We start from the raw sequence: 25,159 nt of genomic DNA, 5'->3' as shown, positions 1-25,159 counted from the left end.
AGTGCGGAATGATGCATTTTGCAGACTACCCGGCGAAAGATGAGGGGCTTCGGATAGAGAAGAGAAACAGAATGTGGCAGATTGATACCAAAGGAATTCCTAACAGGGCTTAAGAAGGCTGATAGGTTCCGACCCAAAGCGGGCATGCTGGAAAAGACTGCCTGCACGTTCATCGGTGTTATGCAGCCGACACTATGATTGGTGTTATACAGCCAAGCTATATTTAATGTGTCGATCTTTCAGTATGTTATGGAGAAAGCGGCGTGCAGCATAACATTGTTGAACGCGCGTGCGCGTTCAAGTCAATAAACGAGCGCGCTGTCTAATACCTGTTATGCAATCAACCATTTTAAGGAGGCAGTATGTCTTGGAAAATCATTCTAAAAAGTGAAACTGTTCAGTACCAATTGGATGATGAGTCTTACCAAACATATCCAATACAGCTTGTAAATGAAGAATTCGGTAGTGAGCCCGGTGGATACAAAGAGCCTAATGATACCGTTTGCGTGGCAACGTATGGGGCGGACTCTGAACACGGTGAGTTCACTTGGAAAGTTTCAGCAAGGCGATCCGGCTTTGAAACATATGCAGTAATCGAGGAAGTATTCGAAACTACCACTCCAAATCCATCGATAGACGTAGAGGAACCTTCATTTGATATCGAAGATGACGACGAGTAGTTGAAGCCAGGCATAACAATCGGCTGTTGTCGCCCCTTCGAGGCTGGGACGGCCTTTCCGCCGCTTCGCGGCTACAAGTCCGCCCCAAAGCCGGGAGTTATGTTTGTCAGCGCATGTAGAAGAAAATCTAGAGTATTTAGGGCAGCACGCACTGCGGAGCAGAACCCTGGCGATTCCCAATCAACGTTCAAACACAAACTGAGAGAGGTAATTGCTATGGTAAAACAACTGCAACTGAAAGCTGGGCCTTTCGTAGGTCCCACCCTGGTCATCCTTGGATGGCTTGCATTCTTTAGCTCATTTTTTGTAACAAGCCCCTCGTGGGTTGTACTGCTACAGAGTGTCGCCAGGGTTCTGCCCTAAGTACTTTAGGTCACGGGTTGGTGCCAGTTCGGCATCAAAACATAACAAGGCGCATCAATACGCGGTCGATGGCCGCCGGACGCCCTTTTGCATTGCGGCTGCGCCTCCATTACAAGGGCGCCGTTGTGCGCTGGCGTTATAGCCCAAGGGTAGACATGAGAATTCCCACTGATCTAGAAATATTAAACACGATATACCGTATGTATCACTCTGACTTTGCTTCTTTTGAAAGAGGTGATGGGTCGCGGGCCTCTAAAATCTATATTCCGATTGACTGCGAGAAAATTGCTGGCAAGCTTAAAGTGGATCCCGACATTGTCTTTGGCCGCATGTACTACCACTTAGAGAAGCAGTACGGTTACAAACAAGATGATGGGGGTAATGTTCATTTCTTTGCTCTAAAAGTTGGGAATGACTCGAAGTGTGTAAATTTTCCACTTATGACATCCGTTTTGGCTGGCTTGCGTCAAGAGAGAAAGAAGTTTTGGATAGGAACAGCAATCGCTGTTCTTGCGCTAATTGTTTCAACAGTCTCATTGACCGTTTCAGTTACGCAGTCGGCGGGCTCTAACAAGTCAATGCATCTGACCGCTGAAGCGGCGGCTGATTGAGGCGTTATAACCTTTTAAAATGAGGTGCTCGTGTCTAAAGGATTAGGTCAATGGAAAAATACACTCAAGCCAGCTCAAATTGCAGAGGGGATGAATGCTGCCAACAATAATGCTCGGCGGCTACTTGAAGATGCAGAAATATTATTTGATCTAAATCGCTTTCCTTCTGCATTATCTTTGTCGATTTTATCAATCGAGGAGTCGGGTAAAGTAAGTATTTTAAGGGAGCTAGCACTAGCTAAAAATGGCGACCAAGTTAAAGAAGCATGGAAGGCTTATCGTTCACACACAAAAAAGAACACTATGTGGTTATTTCTCCATCTAGCTTCAAGCGGTGCAAACAAACTCCATAGGTTTAAATCATTATTTGATGAAAAGGCCGAACATCCATTACTTTTAGACAACCTTAAACAAATAGGTTTTTACACAGATTGCCTTGGAAAAGCTCATTGGTCAGTTCCTGAACAAATAATAGATAAAGATAATACTGAAAATATACTTAAAGTAGCCAAACTGATGTGCAAAGATAGTATTTATACTACGAAGGAAATAGAGCTTTGGGTCAAGCACATTAAACCTGTATGGAAGGGTTCAATGGATTCAATGAAAACGGCTCCAAATAACTGGTTTGATGAAATGGTAAAAGAAAATCTTATCTCTGAGGGGCAGTATAGCTTTAAAGACTTTGTTGGGTAGCCAGCGGGTTATAACAAATTACTCAAAACGACGCAAAACGCTTGGCTTGTGCTCCTTCGTCGCTAATTTTAACCAAGCATTTATGCGCCCATTAGTAAGGCGTTATATCTACTTTTGGCCGGATGCTGCCACTCAAAGGTTACTCGCCACGGCTCGGACTTTGACGAATTTCATCAAGTCGCGATCCCGTTTCTCAACGGGAATCCAGCCGGCACGATCGTAAAACGCGTAGGCTCGACTGCCGATCTCTGTTTCTAGCCAAATCTCATCGAATTTGGCGAATAGATGGTGCTCGGCTCTCTCAAGGAGTAAGCGGCCCACTCCTTGCCCTTCATGGTCGGCGCGGACGAAGAGTCCAAATACGCATGCGGTCTCGTTATGGACCATCGAAAAGCCCACGGGTACTCGTTCAATCTCCGCAACCCAAAGACAAGGGCCCTGGGCGAGCTCGGCTGCAATGGCCTCCGGCGTGATGCCCATTTCGGCAAGCTGCTCGAGCGAAAGATGGTTCTCCGCCACGCTTGTGCGAATAGCGAAGATATCCTCTATGTCTGTCTCTCTCGCTTCTCTCACCTGAGTTGGCATGGATCGATCCCCCTGGCAGTGATTGAAAAGCCCGTGGGCGATCATTTTGAGGCACACAGTGCCCTCAGGCGAGTTTGCTTGGCGGTTGGGAGCCCCGGCTACCTGGCCGTGCGATGCGCAACCACACGCTCAGCTTTTGAAGCTGGGAGGTATATCGTATGGTATATCTAGATTATCGAAATCAGGGAATTGATAGATTAAACAGTTAGTTATCTATGATTATAGAATCCTGGTGGGCCCTCCCTTTCAACGCCATCCAAGCGATCCAGACCCACTTAGCGCCAATTCCCAGCGGATCAGACGTGGGTAGAGATCACCCGCGGGGCCATAGCGCTTCCAGATCTCGTCCTTGACCGCAGCATCCGAGCGAGACCGGCAATAAACGATCGCGTCGCCACGGCCGTGCCGATAGAAATCATCGGTTTCAGAGTGCGGTCCGCTCAACTTGCCCGCCAGAGGTTCCAACGCGAGATGGTCGGCGCGCATCCAGATTTCGGCGGTCGTCTGACGGGAAGCCTCGTCGGCAAAGCCCGCATGATAGGCGAGCGTGGCTTTTTCGGTCTCGGTCATCGTTTCCTCACGGCCAGGGGGATATGAGTAATGAACCGCAGCGCGGTCTTCTCAGTAAACTTAGTGCCGTGCCGAATAACTGTCTGTAGCTGTTCCCTGACAAGGCTGGCTGCTTTTCTCTTATCCCGTGTAGGACAATCGCCATACAGCAGACACGCAATGCCCGAGCGCCGTTGCTCTCACTTTTTTCATGACGTCTTTTTCAACCATTTATCAGTGATTTGGCCTCGAACTTCCGCGCCAAGGACAAACACTTACGTCCTTTAAGAGATTCGCTACAGCGACAAGCCGCTCGACCGGTTTTGTCGATCAGCTGATGGCTAAGCGCATCCCATCCCAAGCCGATGCAATCCTACGAAGACGACAGCCAACACCGATGCCTGCGCAGGCTATCGATAGTCCGGCCTTTAATTAGTGATACTATTTTTATTGTGAAAAATCATGAGATTGCGATTAAAAAACGAGTATCGATGGGTTTTGGTTACCCTCTGCTAACCGTGACTTTCCATTAACATTTCGTAATAATAGGCAGGTACGCTACGCATCACGACTCAAAAGAAGAACGAGGATAGACGTGTGAAGTCGTCATCTCTTTGCAAGACCGCTCTGCTCGCCCTGCCACTGCTCTGCCTGAGCGCCGGCGCCCAGGCGCTGGACTGGCAAGCCGCGCCGGCCTACGGCACGGTCAACCTGAACTCCGGTTTCCAACCCGACCCGCACGAGAAGTCGCTGACCGCGGGTGGCGACCACGCCGCGAGTGAAGCCGGCGTCAACTGCAGTGGCTTTGTCAGCGATAAGCCGGATCTGGATCTGAACTTCAAGGCTGGCCAGTACCCGCTCAGCATCTATGCGGAATCCGCGGACGATATCACGCTGGTGGTCTACGACGCGGCGGGCAACTGGTACTGCAACGATGACTTCTCCACCGCTGCCGGCACCAACCCCGGCCTGCAGTGGAACAATCCGCCGTCGGGCAACTACAACATCTGGGTCGGCACCTACGAAGGCAATAGCCGGGCGGATGCCAAGCTCTACATTTCCGAAGCCAACCCTGCCTGGTCGGAGACGGAAGACGCCTCGGCGACCGTGGGGTCTAGCCACGGTATCGAATGGGGCGACAACACCAGCGATTGGGCCAACGATGGCGAGTGCGATGACCCACGTTTCAGCGGGCCGGGCGTCAATGCGCACAACCTTGCCGAGGACCGCTATCACGACGCCAACGACTGTCGCGCCCTGTACGAAAGCGGGCAGATCTACGTGCGGTGAAATGGCAACGTTGAGGCGAGTTCGACTCGAGCCCGGCAGTGGCAGAGTCGATAGCCTTGCCGCACAGCAGTGACGGTTACTCGCCCGTCGACTGGCCAAAAAAGGCGCCCCATGGTGGGCGCCTTTTTCATATCCTGGCGGTTGTCCTACAGGCCGATATTCATGAATGCCAAATGGATGTGTAGACGCATCCCCTTGTTACCGTCGCCAAAAACGTCGCCATTTCCTAAAAACGTGTAGGAAAATAGCTATCAATACCAAAAAATGATCCTTGGGCAGATCCGTTTTGCTACGATCCGGGCTCGATCCGATTTGCCCCGGAGGGCCCATGAAACGCTTCGCACTTTATCCGTTGTTCCTGCTGATGACCGCCATGACCCTGGTCGCCTGTTCCGGTGGCGATCCGGAATCGACGGCCAGCGCTTTCTATGAAGCCGCCGCCGAAGGAGATGTCGATGGCGCGGTCGAGTTGATCTCCTTCGCCGGCGTGGGTGCCAACGAGATGGTGCAAGCGAAGGGCAAGGTGCAGATGATCGTGGGCAACCTGGAAAGTCGCGTGGCGGCGAACGACGGGCTGGACACCGTCGAGACACTCGAGACGCAGGTTTCCGAGGATGGTCAGACCGCCGTCGTCAGAAGCCGGATCACATTCGGCAACGGCAAATCGACGAGCGAGAACACCAGGCTCGTCAAGGAAGATGGCGACTGGAAAGTCTCGTTCCAGTAAGCCATGACGATTCGCCCCTGCCTGACGCTCGGGCTGCTGATCTGCAGCCTGATGGCTGGCCATCTTTTCGCGGCCCCCCTGCCCGGCGCCGCGCCGGGTGACCTGATCTTTCGGGAGGGAACGGCCCCGGTCAGCGATGTCGTGATCTCGGTCGACGAAGGCCGGTTCAGCCATGTCGGCATGCTGGCCCGGCGCGACGGTGCATGGGAAGTCATCCACGCCACGCCGTCAGAGAGGGCCGGCAGGCCAGACGGCGTGGTCATCGACGCCCTGAACTTCTTTATTGCCCCGGCACGCGCGCGACACTGGCAGGTTTACCATGTGGCCAATGCAACATCAGCCCAGCGCGCCCAGGCCGTTCGATGGGCCAGAGCGCAGACAGGCACGCCGTTCGATGTACTGGGGACAACGGGCACTTACTGCACGACACTGGTCTGGGCGGCCTGGCAGCAGGCCGGGCTCGATCTCCAGGCCCGCTTCACCCGTTTGCATATCCCGCTGGCCCAGGGCGATTTTCTGCTTCCCAGCGGGCTACTCGCCTCGCCGCTGCTGTCTCCCCTACTGTCGGCGCCCGAGCATGACAGCACCGCTGAAACGGCGCTGTCGCGATAACGGCTCTCGGGAGTACCACGTTATGCGGCCTCGACAGGATCAGGGCCACCGCCAGAAAACGCTCTGAAGCCCCCCCAAAAGCCCGTCCTAACCAGGCACTCCATCAAACGCGCCCCGAAAAGCAGGCAAAAAAAGCGCCCCGGTTGGGGCGCTTCGATGACAGGCGATCGCGGCGTGATGGCCGTTAGAACGATTCCCACTCTTCGGTCTCGGCCTGGCGCTCGGGCGCGCGCGGCGCCGGGCGCTTCAGAGCGGGCGCGGGGCGATGGCCGGACGTGGCTTTCGCGGCGTGCGCGGCAGCCAGTGCCGGCGCCGGCGTCGTACCGGTAGCGCCGCGGAAGAAGGACACTTCCTTGAGCAACGCGGCCGCCTGGCGCTGCAGGGCACGGCTGGCTTCGCTGGACTCATCGACCAGGCTGGCGTTCTGCTGGGTGACGCCATCCATCTGCGCGACGGCAGTGTTCACCTGGTCGATGCCCTGGGACTGCTCACGGCTGGCGACCGCGATTTCACTGACCAGAGCCGTGACACGCTGAACACCGCTGACGATCTCTTCGAGCGACTTGCCGGCTCGGTTGACCAGCTCGGAGCCGGCGCCGACCTGACTGATGCTCTCCTCGACCAGCGTCTTGATCTCCTTGGCGGCATCGGCGCTGCGGCCGGCAAGGTTGCGCACTTCGTTGGCGACGACGGCAAACCCACGCCCCTGCTCGCCCGCGCGTGCGGCTTCGACGGAGGCATTGAGCGCCAGCAGATTGGTCTGGAAGGCGATCTCGTCGATCAAGCCGACGATGCCTGCGATCTTGCGGCTGGAGTGGTTGATTCCTTCCATCGCCTTGATCGCTTCGCCGGCTACGGCACCACCGGTATTGGCCTGCTGGCTGACGTCACGTACCAGTCGATCCGCCTCGTTCGCATTCTCGGCATTCTGGCGCACGGTCGAGGTGATCTCGTCCATGGATGCCGCGGTCTCCTCGAGACTGGCCGCCTGCTGCTGCGTACGCTGGCTTAGATTCTCGGTGCCCTGCGCAATCTCGTCGGCCGCCCCGCTGACCGATTCGGCGTTGCCACGAACGGCCATGACCACGCGGGAAAACTTGCCTTCCATGGCCTGCAGCGACTGCAGCATGTCGCCGAATTCGTCCTTGCAGGTAACGTCGATCCGGTTGTCGAGCTTGCCATCGGCCATGGCATTGGCGAGTTCGCGGGCCTTGGCCAGCGGGGTCATGATGCCGCGAATGAGCCAGAACGCCAGGGCGATGCCGATGAGCACCGCCAAGAGCATGACGATGACCACGAAGTTGCGTGTCCACTGGTACTCGGTGAGCGACAGGGCGTAGGCATCGGCCGCCTGAACGCGGTTGCGCTCGATCAGCTCATTGAGCGACCCCAATACGCGGGGGTATTCGGCGCGCAACGTGGTCGTGGCGATCACGCGGGCGGCGTCGAAATCGTTGTCGATCATCTCATCGTTGAGCTTGTCGATACCGGCGCGCAGGCGGGCCAGAGAAGCCGTGAAGTCAGCCGCCAGTTCGCGCTCGCGATCCCCGGAAACCCGCTGCGGGAAATAGTCGGCCCAGGCTTCGTCGATAATCGCATCGTTCTCGGCAATCTCGTCGCGAGTGACGCGCGCAGAGGCCGGGTCCCGATCGCGCTGCTCGGCCGTGATCTTGACCCGATTGCCGAGCAGCGCCTGATTGATCTGACTCAGGTCGCTCAACGTCAGCACGTTGCCTTCGTAGGTGTCCTCAAGCGCATCGTTGGTCTTGGCCAGGCTATAAAGGCCGATGACGCCGACGGCAATCAACAGCAGAATACAGGCGCCGAGGCTCAGGCCGAGCCTGAGCTTGACGCTACGGTTCAGAATTCGCATCGAGTAAGTCTCACTGAAGCCCGTGGCCCAACGCCCGGACGATAGCGCTAACACTGAGCATTACCGATGGGCTTCAGTGTCCTCCGCGCGAAGCTATATCGGCGGCGGCCGGCAAACCTTGATCTGTCTGTGCAACCACCATGGAACGCTGACGAGAGGACAAGCCGCACGCTGGAGGAGGCCGCGCCCTCAGCGGCAGATCGAACGCGACCCGCTGTCACTGGTGATAGCGAGCCAGAACTGAGATAGTGGCCGCGTATCAACCCTTTACGCCAGCTACTCGGAGAAAGAGACGTGTTGAATTCCAGAATTGCCGCGGGCGCTGCCCTGGTTGCCCTTTCCCTTACGGGTGTGGCTCAGGCCAACGATTTCGAATGTACCCAGGCCGGCCTCAAGCAGTACGTCATGACACAGGGCCAGGTGATCGGCGGCTACATGTCTCAGGTGGAGAACCCGCGCGACGCCCAGGCCGACATCGCCTCGATCATGGAGAAGAAGGAAGCGGAAGGCACCTTCGATAACCATGACGACGAGATGGAGAAACTCGTCAACGATCCGAATTTCGAGCCCTCGCAGAAGCTTTGCGACGACATGCAGACCTCGATGGACCTCATCGCGGACTACATGCAAGCGAATCCCGCCCAGTAAGCGCGGGCGCGGCGGTAGTCGAGGCATCAAACGACACGCCGCCGCTGGTCAGGCGGAGCGGCGTCTTGTAGGGAAACGGCAAGGCGCCACTCGCACTCGCACTCTCACTCTCACGGAGGCTATCGGCTACCCGCCGCTGCACCAGAAACAGCGGCACGCCCTCGAACCCACCCGCCCCACGCAGTCGCTGGCGCGCATGCCCCAGTGAGCGATCACGTACTGGCTGCCCCCGGCTATCCCTAAGCATCCAGTCTCGCCCTTCGATAAAAGCCCGGTAATGAAACAGGTCCCGCGCCGACGACTCCACGTGCAGCGCCTCGACACGGCCGGCTAGTGCCAGCCTCGCGATATCCTCGAACGTCACGTCGACCTCCCTGGCGATCCCTTTTGCCACTCGCTGTGAAGTTTCGGTACCCGAGTACCGTCGTCCTGCTTGATCCGATAGGCCGGGTTGTCCTCGGCCCCGTTGCGGGTCACTTCGCTACCTTGCAGCTTTCGCGTGACCGTCTCGTGACACTCGCGCGCCACCGGCTTTCTCGCCCAATGGTCGGCATAACCGGTGAGAGAGACGATCATTCAACAGAGCGCGGCCCACGAGAGCACCGGGAAAGAGCGGAAAAAACTGGAAAAGAGTCGAGTCGGAAACAAAAAGGCGCGACCGTCATTATGAGGGCCGCGCCTTATTCTGATGGCGGGAAGTTCAATGCAGGACTCCCCAGTGCCCGGCTTGCGCCGAGATCGTCATATCTTGCCTGTCTATCAACACCGTATCGATTTCTGACTCCTTGCCGTTGTTACGACCGCTTCGCGGTAATGAATGCTGCAGTTAACTGATGCGATCGACCTCCTCTTTTTCCTAGTTTGACCACTTCTTTTTTCGTTTACCTCTTTTTTCCTCGTCGTTTACCTCTCTGGTTATCAATATGGTTTATCAGTATTGTCTATCGACCTGAATTATCAACATACCGTCATAAAAGTCTAATTTGAACCTATCTTGATGCAGTGTCGATGGATACTCTCGCTGGATACCTCCCTTCAGCGGCTGATGACTGATGCCGACAACGGCGGGGCATCAATGCCTGTTACGGACAATCTTGCAATGCTGCGTGTCGAGTGTCTGCCCTCCTCTTCGGCCTTTGGACTCGATGGTGCCAACCGAGTTGATTATGAAACTGCTTATAATATTTTGACTCTTTTTGACGAACCCAGCCACGAGTTAGTCTCCCTGCGTACCGTTGGCACAACTGCATTTTTAAACGAAAAGTGAATGAGAAACTACCGAACATTGCAAAACAATGTCACAGACGGCGACATTTTTGTCGCTTTTAATACAGGTTAAATTCCAGTGCTGGCGCGAATGCCAAGCGCCGGTGGCCATCGCTAATCCACATCGTCGGGAAATCAACGTGTACCCGGTCCGGCGCTGGGTGTCCGCTCGCGGCAGTCAAACGATTCAGGCAGTGGAACGGCTCAGGCAGTCGAACGATTCAGGCAGTCAAACGGATGCGGCCGGGAGCCGCCACGTTGGCGTCGCCTCCCGGCCGACGGGATCACTCCCGACTCACAGGCTTAGACTCGATGGATGTCGTGATGGTTGACCAGAAACCAGGGCGGCACGAAAGCCCGCTCCGCGCAGTAGCGGCGGGCACCCTCGACGGTGGCCGCGCTGGACAGCAGCGGTGCGAGGAAGCAGACATAGCTCGACTCGAAGCTTTCGATATCCATACCGACTTCATCGATGCTGAACTTGTTGCCGTGCTGAGTCAGCCGCAGCTCGAAGCGTTCCCGCTCCTCCGAGAAGTGCTTCAGCATGATCGGCCGACACACCTCCCACGCCACCTGACTGTGATAGAACCCCGCGTCCTGGCTGATCGCCGGCAGGTCCTCCGCATGATAGACCGCGATAAAGCCGATCCGTATCGCCTCGTGGGCGATCAATTCTTCGCTGTCCAGTGGCTGGCTACCCAGCGCGCCGCCCGGTACCGCCCAGCGTCCCCAATCCCTTGTGATATCCATGGCCATCCCTGAGGCTGGAAAATGATCTTTGCGCGTGAAGGCTACAGGGCTATCAGGTTAACGGAATTAACGCCGTTTAACTAATGAATAACGATGCATAACGTCGCCTGTTCATTAGCAGACGTTATGGCGAACACTGTTAACACCGCCACATCGGATTTTTCGGCATCGCGGCCTTCCCCGCTACCGCCAGTGACGCGTTGTCACGTTCCCCAGCCCCTGCCGAATGCGTGCGCTGAGCGCTTTGAAACCACGGGTTACCGTTGGCGAAAAGGATCGACCCCGTTCATGATTGTGCGGCCGCCGAGCGGCTTGCCATCCGCTGATGGGCAGGACGCGAGCCGTCAGGACCGACCCTTTTTCACAGGAGCGCCCGCATGCCTTCTTCTCGCCGCGCCTGGATTGCCGTGGCTGCCGCCTTCCTGCTGAACGGCGGTCTGTTTGGCGCCTGGGCCTCGCGCATCCCGACCGTCGTGAAACAAAACGCCATCGACGGCGGGCAACTGGGGCTGCTGTTGCTGCTACTGGCCCTGGGGGCGCTGACCTCGTTTCCGCTCGCCGGGCGGGCATCGGATGCCTTTGGCGCGGCACGCACGACGTTGGCCATCGCAGTGATCTATGCGCTGGCACTGATCGCGATCGCCCTAGCACCGAATCTGTGGCTGCTGGCGGCGGCACTGTTTCTGTTCGGTGGTTCCCACGGCGCCATGGATGTCGCCATGAACAGCTGGGCCGGGGAGGCGGAGCGCTATATCGGCCGGCGCGTGATGTCATCGCTTCATGCCATGTGGAGCCTGGGTGCCGGCCTGGGTGCGGCCGTCGGCTATCTGGCCGTCAAGCTGGACTGGGGGCTGATCGTCCATTTTTCGCTGTTCGCGACCCTGCTCTATCTGTGCACGGTACGGCTGGCAGCCATCGGCTGGCGCTCGGAAACGCGCCAGCGCAGACGCGGCGGCAGTCTGGTGCCGCTTCCCCGTGGGTCGCTACTCTGGGTCGGCATGATCGCGATGTGTTCATCGATTGGCGAAGGCGCCATGGCCGACTGGGGCGCCCTCTTCCTGGTCTCGGTCACCGCCGCCACCGAGGCACAGGCGGCGCTCGGTTACACCGTCTTTTCGGTCGCGATGGTCGCCGTGCGTCTGGTCGGTGACCGCCTGACGGCGGCGCTCGGCCCCACCTGGGCAGCGCGACTCGCCGGGCTTTCGGCCTTTGTCGGCATCGCCGTGTCCGTCACCTTTGCCGAGTTTTATCTGGCACTCGTCGGCTTCGCGCTGATCGGGGTCGGCTACGCCCTGATCATGCCACTGGTGATCACCCGTGCCGCCAACGACCCGGTAACGCCCCCGGGCGAGGCCATCGCTGGCGTCTCCACCTTCGGCTACGGGGCAATGCTGCTTGGCCCGCCGCTGATCGGCTTCGCCGCCCATCTGATCACGCTGCACTACGCCTTCTGCCTGCTGGGAGCCCTCGCGCTGGGTATCGTTGCCTTCGCCCCCGCTTTGGAACGTCGGTAGACCGGCCGCCTTCAGCGTTTGAACCCGCGGACTCGCGGCCCGGCCGCGCGCCCCGGGGGAACGCGTCTGGCCGAGCAGAAGCACGCGCTGGTGTCTGCTGAGTGGCATCGCGAGACGACGGTTCAGCGATCCAGCTGACGCATCCACTGCCGCACTCGCCAGCGCTGCCAGCGATTGGCGTAGCGCTTGGTGTCGATCGAGACCGGCGTCAGCGTGCAGCGGTTATGATCGCCGGTCTGGAGCTTGAAGCGTCTCGCTGCACCGACCGGATGATCCTCACTGCCGTAGATCGCGACCACGCGGATATCCAGAAACTGGAAAACGGCATCACCGCTCGGCGTGTCGCCTTCCAGAGGAATATCATAGGTTCGGCAGAGTCGATGAAGGATCTGCTGGAAGGTGTCGATATGGCTGAAGCTGCCGGAGAGCATCGGCCCCTGACTGGTCTGCGACCGAGACGGTTCATCCTGGTTCTCGTGCTGCCGGGCATCCTGTCCAAAGTCAGACTCGTAATCGATCATGTCCTGACTGAACATCCCCTCGCTGGTGTGTAGCGTGGCGATGATATGTTCCAGAAAGATCGGCTCCGAGCTCATGTTGCTGATCAGGCAGAGCGCGGTGAGATCCTTGCCGTGTCCGCGGTTGATGATGATGCGCGGGCGTCGTGTGCGGGCAAAATTGCGATACAGGATCTGTGCGTAGAAGATCCAGACGAACAGCGTCAGGATGCTCGATGCCGCCGAGATGGCCTCGGCGTGGTCGCTCAGCCACTGCATGACTCTCTCCTTATCTTCCCTGGCCTGGCTTCTCGTCAGCCTCGCTCCCTTGTCGATCAGCGGAAACGGACACGGGCTCAGGTCGCCGCATCGGCGCCGTCGGCTGGCGAATGCAGGCACCGACGTGCCCGCTCCCGGTAGGCCAGCAAGCGCTCCCAGCGCTGGCGCTCGATATCGCCAGGCGGCGGCTCGCGGCTTGTCTGGTTTCCCTGCCAAATGCGAGTGGTCGCCTCGGTTGCCCGATAGGCTGGCTCGGCGAGCGTCTCCAGCAGGTCGGCAGCCTCGATCCGCGTCAGCAGCCGTTCCAGCAACGCGACACGATGCTCAAGATCCGCGCACTCGCCGTGGCCACGGTCCAGATCATCGTTGAGGTTCAGGAGGGTGCTTTCGAGCATATCGACGCGACACGATTCCAGATCGGCCAGCGTCTGTTCGGCCGCTTGCGTCATGCTCGCCGCGCGGCGGCGCTGCAGTTCGATGTCATAACCCCAGAGCGAAACCTGGGTAATGCGTTCAGCCACCAGGCTGACGCCCGCGACGACCAACCCCACGGTAAAGAGGCTGACAAAGGCCCCGCCCTCGAACAGACCACTCAGCAGCATCAGTAGAGAGAAGACGAAGAAGGCGACCGCAATGCCCCCGGCCAGCCAACGCCGACGCGGCGAGATCGATAGCGGCACCGAGGACTCGGCGAGTTCCAGCTCGGGCGGCTTGGCACGTGTGGGCATGGCGTATCCTCGCGTGGTTTCGGGAATCCGGCGACACCACTTCTCGACTTGATCCCGCCGTCGAAGCTCGTCAGCGGTCAACGTTTTTAATCACTCGAGGTCTTAACGTAGCGGGTTCGAGCGCCATGGGGCCACCGAAGGAGGGTTCGGGTATCGCTGGCGTCGCGGCCCATTATCGAGTCACGAGACGCGACCCAAGCACCGAAAATGAAACACCCGGCTGCCAGGCAGCCGGGTGTCGGAGAAATCGTCACAAGCACAGCGAAGAAGGGCCGGCTGGCCGGCCCTTCCAAACGCTGCTCATCCTTGCTTGCCTACCATGGCGTCCTGCCATGCGTCCTTGTGATCCGCTTCCTGCGGCTATCATCCCTGTGTGAACGCCTTCCTAGCGTTGGCGCCCACAATGGACCTCTTTGCCATCAGATAATTTGATTAGGATCAATTAACCCGAAGGGTTATGTATCAAAATGTATCTTTTCGACTCACAAGCGGGAGCCGGGGCATCACCGGCAGTCGCCCTCATTCCTCGGCCGCCGCCACTAGGGCAGTATCAACCCCGAGAGCGCGCCGCCCAGTGCAACAACCCAGGCGGGGCAACGCCAGACGCTGAGCAGAAGAAAACCGCCCAGCGCGATGGCCATCTCCCACGGGCCCGATATGGCACCCACCCATACCGGATCGTAGAGCGCCGCCCCCAGCACGCCGACGACAGCGGCATTCGCGCCCAGCATCAGCGTCTGAGCCGTCACGGAGCGTCGCAGGCGCTCCCAGTGCGGCATCACCGCCAGCAGCAACAGAAATCCCGGCAAAAAAAGCATGACAAGCGCCAACAGGGCGTAGGGAACGGCCTGCCCGACGGGCGCGATAATGGCGCCAAGATAGCTCGCCAGGCTGAATAGTGGCCCCGGCACCGCCTGAACCACACCATAGCCGGTGAGGAAATCGCTCTGGCTGACCCATCCCGGCGCCACCACTGCACTCTCCAGCATCGGCAGCACTACGTGTCCCCCGCCAAACACAAGCGCACCGGCCCGAAACAAGGCATCGGCGGTCACCAGCGCCAGCGAGTCTCCCAGCGCGAACAGCGGCAGTATGCCCAGCAGCAGCACGAACAGGCCTAGCGCCAAGCGCGATACCCACCGACCTACGACGAAAGCCATTCGCCCCTCGCCCAGCTCGACCTGAGACCGGCAAAGCAGCACCCCGGCGACAGCGCCGGCGGCAATCGCCAGCAACTGGCCAAACAGCCCACCCAGCAGCGTGACGATGAACAGGGCGCCGAGAGCAATGCCAACGCGCTGGCGATCGGGACACAAGCGCCGCCCCATCGACCAGACCGCGTGCGCCACGATGGCGACGGCGACCAGCTTGAGTCCATCGATCAGCGACTGGCCGAACTGGCCGCCGAACGACGCCGCACTCAAGGCAAACAGCAACAGCATCAGCGCCGAAGGCAGCGTGAATGCCATCCAGGCCGCGATAGCGCCCGGCAGGCCGCCACGATAAAGACCGATGGCGAAACCGACCTGGCTGCTGGCCGGCCCGGGCAGGAACTGGCAGAGCGTCAGCAGATCGGCGTAGTCGTGCTCGCTGAGCCAGCCTCGGCGTTGTACGAATGCTTGATGGAAGTACCCCAGATGCGCGACCGGGCCCCCGAAGGCGATCACGCCGAGGAAAAGGAAGGCAAAAAAGATCTCCAGCACACGGCCGGCGGCTCGTCGAGGTGGCGTCACGGATACGACCTTGGGCCAGAATGGCGCCTTCGAGGGTTTTTGGCGACCGTAGCACCTGTTGCCGAGGCCGTCAGTCAGGCAACGGTATGAAAAAGGCTTCTCGTGCCGGCGACCATCAGGTTCACCGGCGCCCCCTCTTCGCGGCGTGCCACCACCCCATCCCCTTCGGCGAGCGATCCTGATAGTCTGAAACGCCCCGCAACATCCGGGCTTTGCGCGTGCCTATACTCCTTCTCTGTTTGGCGACGTCAATGCAGTACGACGTCGTGTCCTGTGCGCCGGCGACCACCGCGCAAGCGCGCGATGCGAGGCCTTAGGTCATGCACTTCGATCTCACCGATCTACGCCTCGTCGTCCAGGTTGCCGAAGCGCAAAGCCTGACCGCCGGCGCTCAACGCGCCCACCTGTCGACGGCCGCGGTCAGCGCCCGCATCAAGGCGCTCGAGGGCCAGCTCAACACACGCTTGTTCTACCGCAGCAGCCAGGGCGTCGAGCCGACACCGGCGGGTGAGGCACTGCTGCGCCATGCCCGCGCGATTCTGCGTCAGGTGGAGCGGGTCAAGAGCGACTTCGCCGATGCCGGCACTGGCGACAGCGGCCATCTCAGGATCTTCGCCAACACCACGGCCGTGACCGAATTCATGCCGGAAGTCCTGGCCGACTTTCTGGCGGCCCGTCCAGGTGTGACGATCGATCTGCAGGAACGCCTGACCCGCGATATCGTGCGCGGGGTGCTCGACGGTACGGCCGACCTCGGCATTCTCGGCATCATGGTAGGCGTCGAGCTGCCGTCGCGGCTGGCCACACTACCCTTCGGCCGCGACCGGCTCGTGCTGGCGATGCCGGCAGGGCATCCGCTCGCCACGGCCGAGCAGGTCACCTATGCGGATGCCCTGGACTATCCCCAGGTGACGCTGCATGCCGGCAGCACGCTGTTCGACTACCTGCAGCGCCAGGCCCTGGCTTTCGGCAAGCCACTGACGGTCCGTACGCAGGTCTTCGGCTTCGAGGCGGCCTGCCGCATGATCGAAGCCGGCGTGGGCGTCGGTATCCTGCCGGAGTCCTGTGCCTTGCGCTATCGCCAGAGCATGCAATTGGCGGTACGTCGCCTGGAAGACGCCTGGGCGTACCGCGAGCGGAGCCTGCTACTGCGCGATATCGACGTGCTGCCGCGTTTCGCGCAGGACCTGCTGGTACGACTCGTCGGCCCGGAAGCGCTGGCCGCCGCCGCCGAGCGTACCGTCGACGCGCCCTGAGCCACTGCCCGCGCCAGCCCTCGCCCGCACTCGTATTGCCGTGCAGTGTCACATAACTGTACGAAAAATGTCGTTTGTACAAGTTTAGACTCTGTGCCATGTTGATACGGCGGCGGGGCAGAGACGCCCCGACGAAGGATCGACCCGGAAGGTCAACATCCAACGCCAAGGAGGCGAGCCATGAAATATCAGATTTCCTGCCCCCGTTGTGGTTGCAGTCAGGCTTCGGCACCGGATACCAGCTACGACTGGGATGAGATTCACTGCGAGGATTGCGGCGAATTCCTAGATACCTGCGGGCTGCACGAAGACCGCCACACAGGCAGCTACGCACTGAGAGCGTTGAATATGTCCCGCAGCCTGATCCTGCAGATGGCGCGCGAGAACGAGTCGCTCAACGATACTGTCATGCAGAGACAGTCGGCATGACACGCATTACGCTGGACGCCCCCTGCTATGTCTGCGGTTTCAAGGAGTTTTACGTGGCCGCTGCGCCGTCGGAGACTCGTCGCCTACGTTGCGCCAACTGCACCGCCCATCGCTTCGAAAGCGACAATTGCGACGTGGCCGTCGCCCGTATGAGCGATCAGAAAACCCGCGGCTCGCGCCTCGAAGTTACTGCTTGAAGACGTTGCTGTCTGAAGAAGTCACTGCCTGACCATCACGCGCGTCGAGTACGACGCTGACAATGTCTACCCCGTTGGCCGCCCCTCCCCGTCTCGGCGGCCTTTTTTATGCGCGCGCTCCAGCCATGTCGTCGATTGCGCGGGCCTACGCAAGCCGTGGTATGCAAACGAGACAACGAAAGACGCCCCGCCGAGGCGGAGCGTCAGATCGGGCTATCGACAGCCTGACCAGCAGGCAAGACGACGACAGGCTCAACTCAAGCGCTGTCGATAGTCCTCGTAGCCGAAGGTCTTGACCGTGCTTACCTCGCGGCTTTCGCCATCGACCCGGCAGATCGCCGGCAAACGAATGCCGTTAAAGGTCGTGGTCTTGACCATGGTGTAGTGAGCCATGTCGGTGAACACCAGCCGGTCGCCGATCGACAGAGGCGTATCGAAGGCGTAGTCGCCGATCACGTCACCGGCGAGACAGGTGGTGCCACCCAGGCGGTAAGTATGCGCCTTCTCGCCCGGCTCGGCCGCACCGATGATCTCCGGGCGATAGGGCATCTCGAGCACATCCGGCATATGCGCGGTCGCCGAGGTATCCAGTATCGCGATGGGGCCATCGTTGTCGACGATATCCAGCACCGTCGCGACCAGGAACCCGGTATTGAGCGCAATCGCCTCACCCGGCTCCAGGTAGACCTCGAGATGCGGATAACGCGCCCGGAAATCGCTTACCACGCGCACCAGCCGCTCGACGTCGTAGCCCGGCCGCGTGATGTGATGCCCGCCACCGAAGTTGACCCAGCGCAGGTCGCCCAGGTAGCGGCCGAACTTCTCCTCGAAAGCCTTGAGCGTCGCTTCCAGTGCGTCACTGTCCTGCTCGCACAGCGTATGGAAGTGCAGCCCCTCAAGACCTTCGAGATCGGCAGGTTCGAGGTCCATGGCCCGCGTACCAAGGCGCGAGCCCGGCGCGCAGGGGTCGTAGAGCGCCACCTCTCCGGTGGAGTGCTCCGGGTTGACCCGCAGCCCGCAGGAGACCGGCCGCGCCGCCGCCGAGACGGTATCGCGGAAGTAGCGCCACTGGCCGGGCGAGTTGAAACTCAGGTGATCCGCGTAGCGCAGCACTTCGTCCATCTCGGGCACCGTGAACGCGGGCGAATAGCAGTGCACCTCACCGCCGAACGTTTCCGCGCCGAGACGCGCTTCGTCCTGCCCGCTCGCGGTAGTGCCGACCAGATAACGGCTGACCAGCGGGAAGGTATCCCACATGGCGAAGCCCTTCAGCGCCAGCAGGATCTTCGCCCCGCTCTCGGCCTGCACGCGAGCGAGCAGCTCGAGATTGCGGATCAGCCGTGCGTCGTCGACCACGTAGGCCGGCGACGGGCAGGCATGGATGTCGAAGCCGCAGACGTCGGACGCCTGCGCGCTCGTGTCGACCGCCGCCATCAGGCCAGCGGATCGACGTCGGGGTCGAGCTCGACCATCTGCCACGGCAGCCCCATCTCGCCGATGCGCTCCATGAACGGATTCGGGTCGAGCTGTTCGACGTTGTAGACGCCGTCACCTTTCCAGATACCTTCCAGCATCAGCATGGCGCCGGTCACCGCCGGCACGCCGGTGGTGTAGGAGATCGCCTGGGACTTCACCTCGGCGTAGCACTGCTCGTGGTCGCACATGTTGTAGATGTACACCTTGCGACGCTTGCCATCCTTGATGCCGTCGAGGATGACGCCGATGTTGGTCTTGCCCTTGGTACGCGGGCCGAGCGACGCCGGATCCGGCAACACCGACTTCAGGAACTGCAGCGGCGACACCTCGGCGCCGTTGACGTTGATCGGCTCGATGCTGGTCATGCCGACGTTCTCGAGCACCTTGAGGTGCGTGATGTACTTCTCGGAGAAGGTCATCCAGAAGCGAATACGCTCGATGCCCTTGATGTTCTGCGCCAGCGACTCGAGCTCCTCATGATAGAGGAGGTACATCTCCTTCTCGCCGATGCCGTCAAAGTCGAAGGTCCGCTTCTCGGCCAGCGGCGCGGTCTCGACCCACTCGCCCTTCTCCCAGTAGCGGCCGTTCGCGGTGATCTCGCGAATGTTGATCTCCGGGTTGAAGTTGGTCGCAAACGGATAGCCGTGATCGCCACCGTTGGCATCGAGAATGTCGATGCGGTGGATCTCGTCGAACAGGTTCTTCTGGCCGTAGGCGCAATAGATGTTGGTCATGCCCGGGTCGAAGCCGCAGCCGAGCGTGGCCATGTTGCCAGCCTTCTGATAACGCTCCTGGAACGCCCACTGCTCCTTGTACTCGAACTTCGCCTCGTCGGGATGCTCGTAGTTGGCGGTGTCGAGATAGGGCACACCGGTGCGCAGGCAGGCTTCCATGATGGTGAGGTCCTGATACGGCAGCGCCACATGGATCAGCACGTCCGGTTTGAACGACTCGATCAGCGCAACGATCGCCTCGACGTCATCGGCGTCGACCTGGGCGGTCTGAATCGGACGTGACAGTTGCTCGGCGATCGCCTGGCACTTGGCCTCGTTGCGGCTGGCGAGGCAAATTTCCGAAAACACTTCGGGATGCTGGGCGCACTTGTGCGTAACGACACCGCCGACGCCGCCGGCGCCGATAATCAGGACTTTGCTCATGAATTCAATTCCAGATCGGGAAAAGTCAACAGTGATAAGGTCTTATCGGTAGTGGGCAACTAACTTCCTGCAAAATTCAGCGCACCCCGACCCGATGCCACCCCGGTCATGGTTCCACGCCGCGCCAACCGCCACGACATGGGGCGCAGATAATGGCCTCGTCAAAGGCTGGCCTCAAGTATTTTTCGCGTCAACTGTGAAACGCGAACGACAGCGGCGCGACCGCCGGCAAGGTGCTGCCATACTCACCCACGAAAACGCCCCGCATCAGCGGGGCGTTCGGCGACTCAAAGGTCGCGAGCAATAGCCTGAACGCGTTAGCTCAGGTAATCCTCGTCGGAGACCTTCTCCATCCAGTCGACCGGCGAGCCGTTTTCCGGCTCCTGGATCGCCAGGTGGGTCATCGCGGTCTTGTCGGTCGCACCATGCCAGTGCTTCTCGCCCGGGGGGAACCAGACGATATCACCCGGGTTGATGGTTTCCTTCGGGCCGCCAAGGCGCTGGACCCAACCCTGACCGGCGGTGACCATCAGCGTCTGACCTACCGGGTGGGTGTGCCAAGCGGTGCGAGCGCCCGGCTCGAAAGTGACGAGTGCACTGGTCACGCGGGACGGCGCTTCGGCCTGATACATCGAATCGATGCGAACCGTGCCGGTGAAGTAGTCTTCCGGGCCGGGGTTGGACGGCTTGGAACCGTTACGTTGAATATCCATGTGAACCTCCTGGGATAAATGCATGGATCGATGGCTATCGATAACTATTCGATGACGGCAGCCAGTGTAAGGTGTGGCGACCCATTCAATTAGAGGGCATAATTCGATTGCACTTATATCGAGGATTCATGAATGCAGCGAGAAGACCTGAGTGATCTGCTGGCTTTCCTGGCGGTTGCCGAAGCCGGCAGCTTCACCAAGGCGGCGGCCGGTCTGGGCACGTCGCAATCCTCGCTGAGCCATACCCTTCGCCGCCTCGAACAGCGCCTGGGCATTCGGCTGCTGGCCCGAACCACGCGCAGCGTCTCGCCGACCGAGGCGGGCGAGCGCCTGCTCGAGACGCTCAAGCCCTCAATCGCCGATATCGACGCTCGTCTTCAGGTCCTGAGCAACCTGCGCGACAACCCTGCCGGCACCGTGCGCCTCACCGCCGGCGAACATGGCGCTCGCAGCGTGCTGTGGCCCGCGCTGGAGCGGTTGCTACCCGACCACCCGAATATTCAGGTCGAGGTCTCGCTGAACGAGGGGTTGGTCGATATCGTCGCCGGACGCTTCGATGCCGGCCTGCGTCTGGGCGAGCAGATCGACCGCGACATGATCGCGATTCCGGTAGGGCCCGCTCTGCGCATGGCGGTGGTCGGCTCGCCCACCTACTTTGCCGATCGCGAGCCACCGACCACGCCGCGCGAGCTGACGCACCACGACTGCATCAACCTGCGCCTGCCCACCCGCGGTGGCCTCTATGCCTGGGAGTTCGAACAGGAGGGGCGAGAGGTCAACGTCCGCGTCGAAGGCAGTCTCATCTTCAACACGCCGTCGATGATGGCGGAGGCCGCGACGCGCGGCTTCGGTCTGGCCTACGTGATGGAAGACGAAGTCGCGGAGAGGCTGCATCGTGGCGAGCTGGTGCGGGTACTCGAGGATTGGTGCCCGCCCTTCCCCGGCTATCATCTCTACTATCCCGGGCGGCGGGAGCTGAGCCCGGCCCTGTCGGCGCTGGTGGATGCGCTGAAGCACGACACCATCGCTGGCCGATAGTCTTTTGTCGAGCGACCCTGTCGCTGTCCCGGAGAGACTGGTAACGCCCACGAAAAGGCCCGAGCCCCGTTTCGGGGCTCGGGCCTTGGGCATCAACCGCCGCGGTGGCATTCGCTCACACGCGAGCGGCGACAGAACGCCTCAGCGTCGGCCCAGCAGAATCCCGACGAAGACGCCAACACCGCCGGCGATGGCCAGCGCGCTGATCGGATTCTTGACGGTGGCTTCGCGCATGCAGTCGATCTTCTCGCCGTAGTTGGCCTGCACCTTGCCGGCCGCCCGGCGGGCCTTGCCCTCGTCACGCAGATCCTGGTCTTCGGTAAAATTGCCGGCCGCTTCCTGAGCGCGCCCCTTGAGTTCTTCGGTACGTCCTTTGACCTGATCTTCGTACATGTCGCTCTCCTTGGCAGTGTCTTCGGCTCACGGGTTCGTCCCGTCGCACCCTAGAGCGTAGTTGGCACCGGGGCTTCCGACAAAGTCCCCGGGGGTTCCCGTTCCCAGGATCGAATTAGAAGACGACTTGCGATCATCACAACATATCCATAATCTTGGACATATGGAAACCCAAGATGCTCTCGACGGCTTCGCCGCGCTCTCCCAACAGACTCGCCTCGAAGCCTTTCGCCTATTGATCCGCCATGAACCGGCCGGACTGGCAGCAGGCGAGATCGCTCGCCTGCTGGCGGTGCCGCACAACACCATGTCGGCACACCTGGCGGTGCTGGCGCGCGCCGGGCTGATCGTGTCGCAGCGCCAGAGCCGTTCGATCATCTATCGTGCGCATCTGGCCGAGGTGGGCGAACTGATCGGCTTTCTGGTCAGCGACTGCTGTGCCGGCCACCCGGAAGTCTGTGCATCGCTGCAGAGCGCCGCGTCAGACTGCTGCTCCTCCGACGTCGCATCTCACCCGGTATCTTCCTCTAACAGCCCTTCAAGAGACGCCTCATGAACCCCGTGATCTACCACAATCCCGCCTGCGGTACCTCCCGCAACACTCTGGCAATGATCGAAGCGTCAGGAGAAACCCCCGAGGTCATCCACTACCTCGAAACACCGCCGAGCCGCCAGCGGCTGGAGGCGTTGCTGTCGGCCATGGCGATACCGCCACGCGACCTGCTTCGCCGCAAGGGCACACCATTCGATGAGCTCGGACTCGACGACCCCGCGCTGAGCGACGATCAACTGATCGAGGCGATGCTTGAGCATCCGATCCTGATCAACCGCCCCATCGTGGTGACCGATAAAGGTGCAGCGCTGTGCCGCCCGTCGGAGAAAGTCCTCGCGCTGCTGGCCAATCCGGTCGCGAGCTTCACCAAGGAAGACGGCGAGATCGTTCGCGCGCCGGAGACGCCAGCGTGAGTCCTGCCTCCTACGACGATCCCGCTGCCACCGAGAACACGCCCGCTGACGCTCTGCCCCATATCGATATGGCACAGCTACAGCCGATCTATATCGAGGCACTCGTCGGCCCCGGGGCATCACGCCATCCGCCGCGCATCCTGGTGCTTCACGGCTCGCTGCGCGAACGATCTTTCTCGCGACTGCTGTCGGAAGAAGCCACCCGGCTGCTGCGCTGGTACGGCTGCGAGGTGAAAGCCTTCGACCCACGCGGGCTGCCGCTACCCGATGCTGAGACACCGGAACACCCCAAGGTGCAGGAGCTGCGCGATCTCGCCACCTGGTCGGAAGGAATGGTCTGGGTCAGCCCGGAGCGTCACGGGGCGATGACCGGCATCATGAAGGCGCAGATCGACTGGCTGCCGCTGTCGCTCGGCGGCGTCCGACCGACGCAGGGCAAGACCCTGGCCCTGATGCAGGTCTCCGGCGGCAGCCAGAGCTTCAACGCGGTCAATCAGATGCGCATTCTGGGTCGCTGGATGCGTATGCTGACCATCCCCAACCAGTCCTCGGTACCCAAGGCTTTCACCGAATTCGACGACGATGACCGCATGCGCGCCTCACCGCTCTATCTACGCGTGGTCGATGTTTGCGAGGAGCTGGTGAAATTCACCTGGCTCACCCGCGATCGCTCGCGCTACCTCACCGACCGCTACTCGGAACGAGTGGAGAGCGCCGAGGCGGTCTCGCAGCGCGTCAATCAGGGCAACCACTGAACGCTCAGGGAGTGAGCATGCTGGCACTGGCTATTTTCATCGCAACGCTGATCCTGGTGATCTGGCAACCGCGCGGGCTCGGCATCGGCTGGAGCGCCATGGGCGGGGCGCTGCTGGCGCTGGCGACCGGCGTGGTCGGCTGGGCCGATGTCGGCGTCGTCTGGGACATCGTGTGGGACGCCACCTTTACCTTCGTCGCCCTGATCATCATCTCGCTGATACTGGACGAGGCAGGGTTCTTCGCCTGGGCCGCGCTGCATATCGCCCGCTGGGGCAACGGCCGTGGCCACCTGCTGTTTCCGCTGGTGGTGATACTGGGCGCGATTATCGCCGCCTTCTTTGCCAACGATGGTGCGGCACTGCTGCTGACACCGATCGTACTGGCGATTCTCGTACGACTCGACTTCTCGCCCGCCGCCGCGCTGGCTTTCATCATCGCGACCGGCTTCGTGGCCGATACCACCAGCCTGCCGCTGGTGATCTCGAACCTGGTCAACATCGTCAGCGCCAACTTCTTCGAGATCTCCTTCTCGCGCTATGCCGCGGTCATGGTCCCGGTCGACCTGGTCTCGCTGGCGGCGACGCTGGGCGTGCTCTGGCTCGCCTTCGGCCGCCGCGTACCGCAACGCTATGCGCTGGACGCTCTGGATGCGCCGCGCTCGGCGATTCGCGATCCGCTCGTCTTCCGGGCTGCCTTCCCGCTGCTCGCCCTGCTACTCGCGGCCTATTTCGTGACGGCAGCGTGGGCGATCCCGATCGCCGTGGTGACCGGCTCCGCCGCGCTGGTACTGATCGTGATTGCCGGGCGCTGGTGGTCGCGCGGCCGGGGCGCCCAGGTATCGGTCGGACATGCGCTGAAGAACGCCCCGTGGCAGATCGTATGGTTCTCGATCGGCATGTATCTGGTGGTCTATGGGCTTGGCAATGCAGGGCTGACCGACCTGGTCGTTCATGGGCTGGAGTGGCTGGGTCACCGGGGAGCGCTGGTCGCGACGGTCGGCACCGGCTTTGCCAGTGCGCTGCTCGCCTCGGTGATGAACAACATGCCGGCAACGCTGGTCGGCGCACTCGCGATCGATCACGCGCAAGTGCCGCCACTGATCCGCGAGCTGATGATCTACGCCAACGTGATCGGCAACGATCTCGGCCCCAAGTTCACGCCGATCGGCAGCCTGGCAACACTGCTGTGGCTGCACGTGCTGGCGGGAAAAGGGCATCGAATCGGCTGGGGTCAATATATGAAGGTCGGCCTGCTGATCACGCCGCCGGTGCTCCTGGCCACCCTCGTGGCACTGGCGCTATGGCTGCCGCTGCTGGGCGCAACCGCATGAAATTATCCAGACATAGGTCGAGTGCAAGCGTTAGGTGACGTAACGCC

General features: G+C 60.5%; 30 protein-coding genes. 17 read left to right on the top strand and 13 right to left on the bottom strand.

Annotation, left to right across the window (positions count from 1 at the left end):
* The first annotated feature begins 362 nt into the window (after positions 1-362).
* The 3 genes from MC381_RS09260 to MC381_RS09250 all read left to right on the top strand — a co-directional run bounded on the left by MC381_RS09260 (position 363) and on the right by MC381_RS09250 (position 2,350).
* Positions 363-680 (top strand): hypothetical protein, encoded by a 318-nt coding sequence (locus tag MC381_RS09260; protein WP_251977448.1) that lies wholly within the window; start codon positions 363-365, stop codon positions 678-680.
* A 563-nt stretch (positions 681-1,243) separates the two neighbouring features.
* On the top strand, positions 1,244-1,654 hold the full coding sequence (locus tag MC381_RS09255) for a hypothetical protein (protein ID WP_251977447.1): 411 nt from the start codon (positions 1,244-1,246) through the stop codon (positions 1,652-1,654).
* A gap of 30 nt (positions 1,655-1,684) precedes the next feature.
* On the top strand, positions 1,685-2,350 hold the full coding sequence (locus tag MC381_RS09250) for an AbiV family abortive infection protein (RefSeq protein WP_251977446.1): 666 nt from the start codon (positions 1,685-1,687) through the stop codon (positions 2,348-2,350).
* A gap of 132 nt (positions 2,351-2,482) precedes the next feature.
* On the opposite strand, the gene MC381_RS09245 is transcribed toward MC381_RS09250, so the two are convergent.
* Together MC381_RS09245 and MC381_RS09240 are read right to left on the bottom strand one after the other, a co-directional pair.
* On the bottom strand, positions 2,483-2,935 hold the full coding sequence (locus MC381_RS09245) for a GNAT family N-acetyltransferase (protein WP_251977445.1): 453 nt from the start codon (positions 2,933-2,935) through the stop codon (positions 2,483-2,485).
* A 246-nt stretch (positions 2,936-3,181) separates the two neighbouring features.
* Complete coding sequence (locus MC381_RS09240; RefSeq protein ID WP_251977444.1) at positions 3,182-3,505, bottom strand: hypothetical protein; 324 nt, start codon at positions 3,503-3,505, stop codon at positions 3,182-3,184.
* Between the two features lie 576 nt (positions 3,506-4,081).
* On the opposite strand from MC381_RS09240, the gene MC381_RS09235 reads away from it, so the two are divergent.
* The 3 genes from MC381_RS09235 (at position 4,082) to MC381_RS09225 (ending at position 6,113) form a co-directional block, all read left to right on the top strand.
* Positions 4,082-4,774 (top strand): hypothetical protein, encoded by a 693-nt coding sequence (locus MC381_RS09235; RefSeq protein ID WP_251977443.1) that lies wholly within the window; start codon positions 4,082-4,084, stop codon positions 4,772-4,774.
* A gap of 328 nt (positions 4,775-5,102) precedes the next feature.
* Positions 5,103-5,501 (top strand): DUF4878 domain-containing protein, encoded by a 399-nt coding sequence (locus MC381_RS09230; protein WP_251977442.1) that lies wholly within the window; start codon positions 5,103-5,105, stop codon positions 5,499-5,501.
* Between the two features lie 3 nt (positions 5,502-5,504).
* On the top strand, positions 5,505-6,113 hold the full coding sequence (locus MC381_RS09225; RefSeq protein WP_251977441.1) for a YiiX/YebB-like N1pC/P60 family cysteine hydrolase: 609 nt from the start codon (positions 5,505-5,507) through the stop codon (positions 6,111-6,113).
* Between the two features lie 184 nt (positions 6,114-6,297).
* On the opposite strand, the gene MC381_RS09220 is transcribed toward MC381_RS09225, so the two are convergent.
* Positions 6,298-7,986 carry a methyl-accepting chemotaxis protein gene (locus tag MC381_RS09220; protein ID WP_251977440.1) on the bottom strand — a complete coding sequence of 563 codons (1,689 nt, stop codon included), beginning with the start codon at positions 7,984-7,986 and terminating at the stop codon, positions 6,298-6,300.
* 294 nt (positions 7,987-8,280) lie between these two features.
* On the opposite strand from MC381_RS09220, the gene MC381_RS09215 reads away from it, so the two are divergent.
* Positions 8,281-8,634, top strand: a complete 354-nt coding sequence (locus tag MC381_RS09215; protein WP_251977439.1) for a hypothetical protein — start codon at positions 8,281-8,283, stop codon at positions 8,632-8,634.
* Here MC381_RS09215 and MC381_RS09210 read toward each other — a convergent pair.
* Positions 8,597-8,998, bottom strand: a complete 402-nt coding sequence (locus MC381_RS09210; protein ID WP_251977438.1) for a hypothetical protein — start codon at positions 8,996-8,998, stop codon at positions 8,597-8,599. The two genes, MC381_RS09215 and MC381_RS09210, sit on opposite strands and share 38 nt — an antisense overlap.
* On the bottom strand, positions 8,995-9,210 hold the full coding sequence (locus MC381_RS09205) for an HVA1 family protein (RefSeq protein WP_251977437.1): 216 nt from the start codon (positions 9,208-9,210) through the stop codon (positions 8,995-8,997). Before MC381_RS09205 ends, MC381_RS09210 begins: the two co-directional genes overlap by 4 nt.
* A 469-nt stretch (positions 9,211-9,679) precedes the next feature.
* On the opposite strand from MC381_RS09205, the gene MC381_RS09200 reads away from it, so the two are divergent.
* Positions 9,680-9,901 carry a hypothetical protein gene (locus MC381_RS09200; RefSeq protein ID WP_251977436.1) on the top strand — a complete coding sequence of 74 codons (222 nt, stop codon included), beginning with the start codon at positions 9,680-9,682 and terminating at the stop codon, positions 9,899-9,901.
* 302 nt (positions 9,902-10,203) lie between these two features.
* On the opposite strand, the gene MC381_RS09195 is transcribed toward MC381_RS09200, so the two are convergent.
* Positions 10,204-10,650: a hypothetical protein gene (locus tag MC381_RS09195; RefSeq protein ID WP_251977435.1), complete on the bottom strand. Its 447-nt coding sequence runs from the start codon at positions 10,648-10,650 to the stop codon at positions 10,204-10,206.
* Positions 10,651-11,027: 377 nt separating this feature from the next.
* On the opposite strand from MC381_RS09195, the gene MC381_RS09190 reads away from it, so the two are divergent.
* On the top strand, positions 11,028-12,164 hold the full coding sequence (locus MC381_RS09190; protein ID WP_251977434.1) for an MFS transporter: 1,137 nt from the start codon (positions 11,028-11,030) through the stop codon (positions 12,162-12,164).
* Positions 12,165-12,286: 122 nt separating this feature from the next.
* Here MC381_RS09190 and MC381_RS09185 read toward each other — a convergent pair whose 3' ends face one another.
* From MC381_RS09185 to chrA, 3 genes are all read right to left on the bottom strand, one after another.
* Positions 12,287-12,940 (bottom strand): hypothetical protein, encoded by a 654-nt coding sequence (locus MC381_RS09185; protein WP_251977433.1) that lies wholly within the window; start codon positions 12,938-12,940, stop codon positions 12,287-12,289.
* A gap of 77 nt (positions 12,941-13,017) precedes the next feature.
* Complete coding sequence (locus tag MC381_RS09180) at positions 13,018-13,668, bottom strand: hypothetical protein (RefSeq protein WP_251977432.1); 651 nt, start codon at positions 13,666-13,668, stop codon at positions 13,018-13,020.
* Between the two features lie 539 nt (positions 13,669-14,207).
* Complete coding sequence (chrA, locus tag MC381_RS09175; protein ID WP_251977431.1) at positions 14,208-15,371, bottom strand: chromate efflux transporter; 1,164 nt, start codon at positions 15,369-15,371, stop codon at positions 14,208-14,210.
* 350 nt (positions 15,372-15,721) lie between these two features.
* Between chrA and MC381_RS09170 the strand changes: the two genes are divergently transcribed.
* From MC381_RS09170 to MC381_RS09160, 3 genes are all read left to right on the top strand, one after another.
* Positions 15,722-16,657 (top strand): LysR family transcriptional regulator, encoded by a 936-nt coding sequence (locus MC381_RS09170; RefSeq protein WP_251977430.1) that lies wholly within the window; start codon positions 15,722-15,724, stop codon positions 16,655-16,657.
* 180 nt (positions 16,658-16,837) lie between these two features.
* Entirely contained in the window at positions 16,838-17,086 is a 249-nt protein-coding gene (locus MC381_RS09165; protein ID WP_251977429.1) for a hypothetical protein, read from the top strand.
* On the top strand, positions 17,083-17,283 hold the full coding sequence (locus MC381_RS09160) for a hypothetical protein (RefSeq protein ID WP_251977428.1): 201 nt from the start codon (positions 17,083-17,085) through the stop codon (positions 17,281-17,283). Before MC381_RS09165 ends, MC381_RS09160 begins: the two co-directional genes overlap by 4 nt.
* 252 nt (positions 17,284-17,535) lie before the next feature.
* On the opposite strand, the gene nspC is transcribed toward MC381_RS09160, so the two are convergent.
* The 3 genes from nspC to MC381_RS09145 form a co-directional block, all read right to left on the bottom strand.
* Positions 17,536-18,717, bottom strand: a complete 1,182-nt coding sequence (gene nspC, locus MC381_RS09155; protein ID WP_251977427.1) for a carboxynorspermidine decarboxylase — start codon at positions 18,715-18,717, stop codon at positions 17,536-17,538.
* Entirely contained in the window at positions 18,717-19,916 is a 1,200-nt protein-coding gene (locus MC381_RS09150) for a saccharopine dehydrogenase family protein (protein WP_251977426.1), read from the bottom strand. Before MC381_RS09150 ends, nspC begins: the two co-directional genes overlap by 1 nt.
* Positions 19,917-20,233: 317 nt before the next feature.
* Complete coding sequence (locus MC381_RS09145; protein WP_251977425.1) at positions 20,234-20,629, bottom strand: (R)-mandelonitrile lyase; 396 nt, start codon at positions 20,627-20,629, stop codon at positions 20,234-20,236.
* Between the two features lie 132 nt (positions 20,630-20,761).
* Here MC381_RS09145 and MC381_RS09140 point away from each other — a divergent pair, with 132 nt between their 5' ends.
* A complete protein-coding gene (locus tag MC381_RS09140; protein ID WP_251977424.1) occupies positions 20,762-21,667 on the top strand; it encodes a LysR family transcriptional regulator in 906 nt (301 codons plus the stop codon).
* A 141-nt stretch (positions 21,668-21,808) separates the two neighbouring features.
* Here MC381_RS09140 and MC381_RS09135 read toward each other — a convergent pair whose 3' ends face one another.
* Positions 21,809-22,060: a CsbD family protein gene (locus MC381_RS09135; RefSeq protein ID WP_251977423.1), complete on the bottom strand. Its 252-nt coding sequence runs from the start codon at positions 22,058-22,060 to the stop codon at positions 21,809-21,811.
* A 163-nt stretch (positions 22,061-22,223) separates the two neighbouring features.
* On the opposite strand from MC381_RS09135, the gene MC381_RS09130 reads away from it, so the two are divergent.
* The 4 genes from MC381_RS09130 (at position 22,224) to MC381_RS09115 (ending at position 25,112) form a co-directional block, all read left to right on the top strand.
* The gene (locus MC381_RS09130) at positions 22,224-22,616 is read left to right on the top strand and encodes an ArsR/SmtB family transcription factor (protein ID WP_251977422.1); all 393 of its coding nucleotides are present in this window, start codon (positions 22,224-22,226) and stop codon (positions 22,614-22,616) included.
* Entirely contained in the window at positions 22,613-23,026 is a 414-nt protein-coding gene (arsC, locus tag MC381_RS09125) for an arsenate reductase (glutaredoxin) (protein ID WP_251977421.1), read from the top strand. Before MC381_RS09130 ends, arsC begins: the two co-directional genes overlap by 4 nt.
* 62 nt (positions 23,027-23,088) lie before the next feature.
* Positions 23,089-23,781 carry an arsenical resistance protein ArsH gene (gene arsH, locus MC381_RS09120; protein WP_374708168.1) on the top strand — a complete coding sequence of 231 codons (693 nt, stop codon included), beginning with the start codon at positions 23,089-23,091 and terminating at the stop codon, positions 23,779-23,781.
* A gap of 17 nt (positions 23,782-23,798) precedes the next feature.
* Positions 23,799-25,112, top strand: a complete 1,314-nt coding sequence (locus MC381_RS09115; RefSeq protein WP_251977420.1) for an arsenic transporter — start codon at positions 23,799-23,801, stop codon at positions 25,110-25,112.
* Positions 25,113-25,159: the final 47 nt, after the last annotated feature.

Origin of the sequence: Salinicola avicenniae (assembly GCF_023736115.1) — a bacterium.
Lineage (GTDB): Bacteria > Pseudomonadota > Gammaproteobacteria > Pseudomonadales > Halomonadaceae > Salinicola > Salinicola avicenniae.
This window is presented reverse-complemented; position numbering and strand designations above follow the sequence as displayed.